General features: G+C 32.6%; 10 protein-coding genes and 1 pseudogene. 8 read left to right on the forward strand and 3 right to left on the reverse strand.

Going from position 1 to position 8001, the window contains the following annotated elements; all coding sequences use genetic code 11:
* Window positions 1-314: pseudogene (locus VFS71_RS00005) on the reverse strand (alpha-ketoacid dehydrogenase subunit beta); the annotation flags it as partial.
* 447 nt (window positions 315-761) lie between these two features.
* Here VFS71_RS00005 and VFS71_RS00010 point away from each other — a divergent pair.
* From VFS71_RS00010 to VFS71_RS00025, 4 genes are all read left to right on the forward strand, one after another.
* Window positions 762-1508 carry an electron transfer flavoprotein subunit beta/FixA family protein gene (locus VFS71_RS00010; RefSeq protein ID WP_326398597.1) on the forward strand — a complete coding sequence of 249 codons (747 nt, stop codon included), beginning with the start codon at window positions 762-764 and terminating at the stop codon, window positions 1506-1508.
* An 84-nt stretch (window positions 1509-1592) separates the two neighbouring features.
* Window positions 1593-2561, forward strand: coding sequence for an electron transfer flavoprotein subunit alpha/FixB family protein (locus tag VFS71_RS00015; RefSeq protein WP_326398599.1), 969 nt, complete (start codon window positions 1593-1595; stop codon window positions 2559-2561).
* A gap of 162 nt (window positions 2562-2723) precedes the next feature.
* A complete protein-coding gene (locus VFS71_RS00020) occupies window positions 2724-3347 on the forward strand; it encodes a bifunctional nuclease family protein (protein WP_326398601.1) in 624 nt (207 codons plus the stop codon).
* 70 nt (window positions 3348-3417) lie between these two features.
* Window positions 3418-4269 carry a thymidylate synthase gene (locus tag VFS71_RS00025; protein WP_111411149.1) on the forward strand — a complete coding sequence of 284 codons (852 nt, stop codon included), beginning with the start codon at window positions 3418-3420 and terminating at the stop codon, window positions 4267-4269.
* Between the two features lie 31 nt (window positions 4270-4300).
* Here VFS71_RS00025 and VFS71_RS00030 read toward each other — a convergent pair whose 3' ends face one another.
* Window positions 4301-4597, reverse strand: a complete 297-nt coding sequence (locus tag VFS71_RS00030) for an isoamylase early set domain-containing protein (protein ID WP_326398602.1) — start codon at window positions 4595-4597, stop codon at window positions 4301-4303.
* A gap of 234 nt (window positions 4598-4831) precedes the next feature.
* Between VFS71_RS00030 and VFS71_RS00035 the strand changes: the two genes are divergently transcribed.
* From VFS71_RS00035 to VFS71_RS00050, 4 genes are all read left to right on the forward strand, one after another.
* Window positions 4832-5164 (forward strand): 2TM domain-containing protein, encoded by a 333-nt coding sequence (locus tag VFS71_RS00035; RefSeq protein WP_326398603.1) that lies wholly within the window; start codon window positions 4832-4834, stop codon window positions 5162-5164.
* Between the two features lie 11 nt (window positions 5165-5175).
* Entirely contained in the window at window positions 5176-5658 is a 483-nt protein-coding gene (locus VFS71_RS00040) for a dihydrofolate reductase (protein WP_326398604.1), read from the forward strand.
* Window positions 5659-6284: 626 nt separating this feature from the next.
* Window positions 6285-7016 carry a bifunctional demethylmenaquinone methyltransferase/2-methoxy-6-polyprenyl-1,4-benzoquinol methylase UbiE gene (ubiE, locus tag VFS71_RS00045; protein ID WP_326398606.1) on the forward strand — a complete coding sequence of 244 codons (732 nt, stop codon included), beginning with the start codon at window positions 6285-6287 and terminating at the stop codon, window positions 7014-7016.
* Between the two features lie 23 nt (window positions 7017-7039).
* On the forward strand, window positions 7040-7771 hold the full coding sequence (locus VFS71_RS00050; protein WP_326398607.1) for a porin family protein: 732 nt from the start codon (window positions 7040-7042) through the stop codon (window positions 7769-7771).
* A 14-nt stretch (window positions 7772-7785) separates the two neighbouring features.
* On the opposite strand, the gene VFS71_RS00055 is transcribed toward VFS71_RS00050, so the two are convergent.
* Window positions 7786-8001, reverse strand: a 216-nt coding sequence (locus VFS71_RS00055) for a TrmH family RNA methyltransferase (RefSeq protein ID WP_326398609.1), incomplete at its 5' end; no start/stop codon positions are given.

An 8001-nucleotide genomic window follows, 5' to 3' on the forward strand; every position in this document is an offset into this window, starting at 1 on the left:
GTCATCTGACGCATTTTGGCAGCATTATTTATAATTTGATCAATTCCAACCAAACAAAAGTTGAAAGTCATATACTCAACGATCGGGCGACATCCATTCATTGCTGATCCAACTGCAATTCCAGTAAAACCAAGTTCGGCGATTGGCGTGTCAATAACTCTTTTTTCACCAAATTCGGCAAGCATTCCTTTAGATGCTTTGTAGGCACCATTATACTCTGCTACCTCTTCACCCATTAAGTATATGGACTCATCGCGACGCATTTCTTCGCTCATTGCTTCACAAATGGCCTCTCTAAATTGTATAGTTCTCATATTTATATAGTCTGTGTGTAATTTTTAGAAATGCAAAAATAATTATTTTAAATTACTTAAAAGCATAAATCACTTTAAAATAACAAGGTTTTATGCTATTGTTTTTTTTAGGAGCTATTTCCAGCTATCCGCTATATCTTCTTGTGGTCTCGTTAGAAAAAAACGAGACCACAAGAAGGATGCCGCTACTATCTGGGCTAGGAATTGCTGCTGAATTGAAAATTTGTGGTATCAAAATTTCATTTGGATGAGCGTCAAATCTGAATAAGTTGCTTAAATCACAAAATTAGCTCAGTTATTTATAATAATTCTGATTAAAACCTTTATTGTACTATTGTGTTTTGCGAAATCGTAATAGTTGTGAAAAATATTATGCACGCATAGTATATTATTCAATTTATTATTTTAAATTTGTCAAAGAAAAAAAAGAATTTAATATATATTATTATGAAAATATTAGTTTGCATCAGCCACGTTCCTGATACTACTTCAAAAATCAACTTCACTAACGGAGACGCTGAGTTTGATACCAATGGGGTTCAATATGTAATTAATCCAAATGACGAATTTGGTCTAACCAGAGCTATTTGGTTCCAGGAGCAACAAGGAGCTACAGTTACCGTAGTGAATGTTGGAGGACCAGATACTGAACCTACTTTAAGAAAAGCATTGGCTATAGGTGCCAATGAAGCCATTCGTGTCAACGCAAACCCTACAGATGGTTTTTTTGTAGCAAAACAATTGGCTGAAGTAATTAAAAACGGAGATTACGATGTTGTGATTGCTGGAAAAGAATCATTAGACTATAATGGAGGAATGGTTCCTGGAATGATTGCTGGAATTTTAGGATATAATTTTTTGAACTCATGTACTGGTATCACCGTTGAAGGTTCTAATGTAACTGCTGTTCGTGAAATAGATGGTGGAAAAGAAACAGTAAGTACTTCATTGCCTATTATCATTGGAGGTCAAAAAGGAATTGTAGAGGAGAAAGATTTACGTATCCCGAATATGAGAGGAATCATGACTGCTAGAACTAAAGTGTTAACAATCCTTGAACCAGTTGATGCTGCTGTAAATACTAAAGCGGTGAAATTTGAAAAACCAGCTCCTAAATCTGCGGTTAAATTAATTTCAGCTGATAATTTGGATGAATTAATTAATTTATTGCACAACGAAGCTAAGGTAATATAATTTTAAATTATGAATTTTTAAGTTGTGAATTAACATTCTCAAATACATTTAAAATTTATAATTCAACATTTAAAATAAAAAAATATGTCAATATTAATATATGCAGAATCTGCAGAAGGAAAATTTAAAAAAGTAGCATTAGAATTAGCTTCTTATGCAAAAAAAGTAGCCGAATCATTAGGAACAACCGTTACGGCTGTGACTGTAAACGCAGGAGATGTTTCTGAATTGTCAAAATACGGAGTAGACAAAGTTTTAAAAGTAAGCAATGATAAATTAGCTGGTTTTACTGCAAAAGCTTATGCTGATGTTATCAAACAAGCGGCACAGAAAGAAGCTGCAAAAGTGGTTTTATTGTCTTCTACAACAGACAGTATTTACTTAGCTTCATTGGTAGCTGTAGCATTGGAGGCTGGGTATGCTTCAAATGTTGTTGGTTTGCCAGTAAGTACTTCTCCTTTTCAAGTAAAAAGAACTGCTTTTTCAAACAAAGCTTTCAATATTACTGAAATCAATACTGATGTAAAAGTTTTGGCACTTGCCAAAAACTCTTATGGTATTTTTGAAAGTGCTTCATCATTAACAGAAGAAGATTTTAATCCAACAATTGGTGACGCTGATTTTGGTGTAAAAGTGGTATCTGTTGAAAAAGTTTCAGGTAAAGTTTCTATTGCCGATGCTGACATCGTAGTTTCTGCAGGACGTGGTCTTAAAGGGCCAGAAAACTGGGGAATGGTTGAAGAATTGGCATCAGTTCTTGGAGCTGCAACAGCTTGTTCAAAACCAGTTTCAGATTTAGGATGGAGACCTCACGGAGAACACGTAGGGCAAACTGGTAAGCCAGTTGCTACCAATTTATATATTGCTATTGGAATCTCTGGAGCTATTCAGCATATCGCGGGTATCAACTCTTCTAAAGTAAAAGTGGTTATCAATAGTGATCCGGAAGCTCCTTTCTTTAAAGTAGCCGACTACGGGATTGTAGGAGATGCATTTGAAATTGTGCCTCAATTAACAGCTAAATTAAAAACTTTCAAAGAGCAGCAATCTTAGATATTTAATTTCTACTATAATTAGCTACCTAAAAATAAGATAATCGTATCTTTGCTTTAGGTAGCTTTTTTGTTCCATATATTTTGATTAAAATTGCACATTATTTAAAACAAGAAAAAAGACATAATTAATAGAGTACTTAGTGCTTCCCATTATACAAAAATGAGCTTAGTTAAATTATCTATAAAAGGAATTTCATACAGTCAAACTCAAAATGGCGCTTATGCGTTAATTTTAAATGAGGTTGATGGGGAAAGAAAATTGCCTATCGTTATTGGAGCATTCGAGGCTCAGTCTATTGCAATTGCTTTAGAGAAAGAAATCAAGCCACCACGTCCTTTGACTCATGATTTGTTTAAAAATTTTGCAGAACGATTTGATATTGTGGTGAAACAAGTGATTATCCACAAACTGGTAGACGGTGTTTTTTATTCCAGCATTATTTGCGAAAGAGATAAAATCGAAGAAATAATTGATGCAAGAACTTCAGATGCCATTGCTTTAGCCATTCGATTTAACGCTCCTATTTTTACTTACAAAAACATTTTGGACAAAGCGGGTATTTTCTTGAAAGCAAATCCTCTTGAAACAGATGCGCCAAATGAAATGGACGACATTCTTTCCAATCCTGAAACTTTTGGAAGTACCGAAAGTAATGAATCGGGTAGTACCTATTCTAATCATACTTTGCAGGAATTAAATGAATTGCTTGAACAAGCTGTGGAACATGAAGATTATGAAAAAGCGGCTAAAATCCGTGATGAAATTTCTAAGAGAGAATCGTAATGTTTAACTGTGAATTTGTTTAATCTATAAGTCGAATAAACAAATCAACGAATAAACAAATCAACAAAAAATGAAGCAATACCTAGACTTAGTACAACATATTATGCATAATGGTTGTCAAAAAGGAGATCGCACCGGAACTGGTACAAAAAGCGTATTTGGTTATCAAATGCGATTTGATTTAAGTGAAGGGTTTCCAATGGTAACCACCAAAAAATTGCACCTAAAATCGATTATATATGAATTGCTTTGGTTTCTTAAAGGGGATACCAATGTCAAATATCTTCAAGAAAACGGAGTCAAAATATGGGATGCCTGGGCAGATAGCAACGGTGATTTAGGCCCTGTTTATGGTCACCAATGGCGTAATTGGAATAGTGAGGAAATTGACCAAATTAGCCAGCTTATTGTTGAATTAAAAACAAATCCAAACAGTCGAAGAATGTTAATTTCGGCTTGGAATCCATCAGTTTTGCCAGATACAACAAAGTCATTTGAGGAAAATGTAGCAAATAATAAAGCTGCCTTGCCTCCTTGTCATGCTTTTTTTCAGTTTTATGTAGCTTCTCCAGACGAATCCAAAGGAGAAACGAAAGGAAAACTTTCCTGTCAATTGTATCAACGAAGTGCTGATGTCTTTTTGGGAGTTCCTTTTAATATAGCTTCCTACGCATTGTTAACTATGATGATAGCACAAGTTTGTGACCTTGAAGTAGGTGAATTTATACACACATTTGGCGATGCACATATATATAATAACCATTTTGAGCAACTCGAGTTACAACTTACTCGTGAACCAAAACCATTGCCAAAAATGATTTTAAATCCAAATGTGAAAAACATCTTCGATTTTGATTTTGATGATTTTACACTAGAAGGATATGAGCCACATGCCCTAATCAAGGGAAGTGTAGCTGTATAAAATTAAAAAATCCGCTTAAAGCGGATTTTTTTTAAACTAGTAACACACTGTTTTCGGCTCCCGCGAAATCATTCCACTTGAATGAATCGGCTTCTGGCTCATTTACATAGGCTCCGTCAATCACATATTTGAACTCGTATGCTGAATCTTTATTTAAGTCAAAAGACCCTTTAAAAGTTCCATTTTTTAATTTGCTTAAGGCTCCTTCTTCTACTTTCCAATTATTAAAATCACCAATTACAGATACTTGATTGGCCTCTTTTGCTTCTACAGAAAAGGTAACCTTACAAACGGGCTTAGTTTTTATAAATTGTTTTTTTACAGACATAACTATTTCATTTTTAAAGTTATAACAAAGTAAATGAAATATTTTTAAGTTTGAACAAACCACCTCATTTTTAGCATAATAGCAAAAAAGTATTCTTTTTTTTACTTTTAAAAAGAAATTGAATCGTTTAAATCTTAATTTAAAAAAAAGAAAACGTTTTCTCTTTAAATATTCAATAATCATAATGGAGACTTTTGAAAATAAATTTTATCTTTATGAGCAAAATTTTAAATCATGGAAAAAGAATTACACGAACAATATGAGTATGCCAGAAACCGAATAAAACAAAAGAAAAGATTATACTATCATTTTGTTTTCTTGATGTTGTTCAGTATTTTCTTGATTGTAGCAGCTTATTTTTTTGATACGGGATTGAATATACATTGGTGTATTTGGGGGATTACTTTATGGTTATTCTTTTTTATTTTGCATTTCATAAAAGTTTTTATAACTGATCGTTTTATGAATAAAAATTGGGAAAGAGATCAGATTGACCGACTAGTAGCTTTACAGCAAAAAAAAATTGAGCAATTGAAATCCAAAATTGAAGAAACTAATTCTAAATAACACCATTAAGTATGATTATCATGATTGCTGCCGTTGCAGAAAATAATGCACTTGGAAAAAATAATGAGTTAGTTTGGCATCTACCCAATGATTTCAAAAGATTCAAATCCTTAACTACAGGACATCATATAATAATGGGGAGAAAAACTTTTGAAAGTTTTCCAAAGCCACTTCCTAATAGAACACATGTTGTTATAACACGGAATAAAGACTATAATCCGGAAGGTTGTATTGTAGTTGATAGTATCGAAAAAGCAATTGCAATTTGCCCGGAAAATGAAACTTCATTTATTATTGGAGGTGGGGAAATTTATAATTTGGGGCTTCCATTTGCAGACCAGCTTGAAATCACGAGAGTGCATCATAGCTTTGATGCCGATGCTTTTTTCCCAGAAATCAATTCCGATGATTGGAAAGAAATTCAATCAGAATTTAATCCTATAGACGATAAACATCAATTTGCTTATACCTACCAAACATTCGTCAAAGTGTAAATGTTTGTTGTTTTGATTCTAAGGTAATATTTAAAATAAAACTCAAAAAAAAAGCATCCTAAATTTTAGGATGCTTTTTTTAATGATTAGCGGGATGACTCATTCTTGTACTAAGATTTGATAACATAATATACAAATCACAAATATCAATACTATCCCCGAAATGAGGACAATATAATTTGATAATCTTTGAGAGTACAACTCAAAAAAGCCTTTAGTACCAAATACCACAAAGGTACTAAAGGCAAAGAAAATTAAAATTTCCAAAAACAAATTTAATCCTAAGAACGTATTTTGCGCTTTTAAAATAATACTGCCATTACTGACGGTACCTTCAAAAAATAATACAAGAACAAATGAGATAAATAGCGCAAGAAGCATCCATTTGATTTGGGTCATTAATTCCCGTCTAATCATTTAAAAAAAATATTTAAATTTTAAAGTACAAACATCAGCATTAAAAACAGTTTCCACAATACCCACTTTTGGTGATATTTCAATTATTTTCATTTTTATTTTAAATGTGATATTTAGTATAAAAATGAATTTCTAAATAAAATTTTAACCAAAATCAAAAACACATTTATAGTTTATGCAGTTTGTTTATATTTGTACAAACTAAAAAAATGCCAAAAGAAATAACACCCTATAAAGATTCTTCACTTAGTAAAAAAGAACAAGTTGCCAAAATGTTTGATACCATTTCAGGGAACTATGATAGCCTTAATCGAGTTATATCGTTTGGTATTGATGTTAAATGGAGAAAAAAAGTATTGCAATTGGTTGCCGAGACTAATCCTGAAAAAATATTAGATATTGCAACAGGAACTGGAGACCTTGCTATCTTGATGGCGCAAACGCAAGCTAAAAAAATTATCGGTCTTGATATTTCTGCTGGGATGTTGGAGATAGGTGTAAAGAAAATTGAAGAAAAAAAGCTATCCCAAACTATTGAAATGGTATTGGGAGATTCCGAAAATATGCCTTTTGAAGATCATTTTTTTGATGCTATAACCGTGGCATTTGGTGTTCGAAATTTTGAGCACCTTGAAAAAGGGTTGGCTGAAATTTTGAGAGTTTTAAAACCAGGGGGGATTTTTGTTATTTTAGAAACATCTGTGCCGGAGAAAACGCCTTACAAACAAGGGTATAGTTTTTACACCAAAAATATTTTACCATTAATAGGGAAGCTGTTTTCAAAGGATAATGTTGCGTATGGATATCTATCTGAATCAGCTGCTTCTTTTCCTTATGGAGAAGCATTAAACAATATTTTAAGGAAAACTGGGTTTATAAATGTAAAGGCTATGCCGCAAACTTTTGGAGTTGCAACTATTTACTCGGCTTCTAAAAAATAATACTGAAAACATTCAGCATAATTATGAAAAAAATAATTGTATTAATTCTATTGACTATTGCCATAAAAGGAAGTGCACAGAATTCAAAAAGTATTTTCGGTAAGGATCCTATTATAAATTTAGAAAATTGGCAAAAGAAAAAAATCTATTTTGGATTTTTTTTAGGATTTAACTCTTATGATTTTAAAATTGATTATAAAAAAATGGAAACGGATCCAGGATATTCAACTGATATCCAAACGGATAATGCTGTGGGATTCAATGTTGGATTAGTAACCAATGTAAGGTTGATGGAATATTTGGATTTACGTTTTGAACCGGGGCTTTATTACGCCAATAGAACGTTGCATTATCCTCCTACCGTTGGTTTTAATAGTCCAAACGATGCAATCAGGGATATAAACAGCACTTATATCAATTTTCCTTTATTGTTGAAATTTTCTTCTCTTCGAACTGGAAATGTTCGTCCTTATTTATTGGGAGGAGTATCAGCAAATTTGAATTTGTCCAGTAATGCAAAATCCTTAGACGACAATCTAGAAGAGCGATTTAGAGTAAAAAGCTGGACCACCAATTACGAGTTGGGTTTTGGGATTGATATTTTTTCAGAATACTTTATATTTTCTCCATCTATTAGAGGGCAATTTGGGATTTCTGACGAATTAATACGTGACAAAGATCCTAACAGTCCTTGGACAGGTAATATTGAGGCTATGAAATCGAGAGGGTTTTTAATTAATTTTACCTTTCACTAAAGTTAAGCTAATTTTTAACTTTGTCTTCTGAATTCACTCAGGATAATGGCTGTTGCAGTAGCTACATTTAGACTTTCGGTGATTTGAAGATCTCCAAAACGTGGAATGGTAAGCCTTTTCGTGATCAGTTTTTCTATATTTTCCGAAATTCCGTTGGCTTCATTTCCCATAACAATAATGCCTTCTTGAGGCAAAGTCGTTTTGTAAATGTTTTCACTGTCCATAAAGGT

The sequence above is a fragment of the Flavobacterium sp. genome, from assembly GCF_035760125.1.
In the GTDB taxonomy this organism is placed as follows: Bacteria; Bacteroidota; Bacteroidia; order Flavobacteriales; family Flavobacteriaceae; genus Flavobacterium.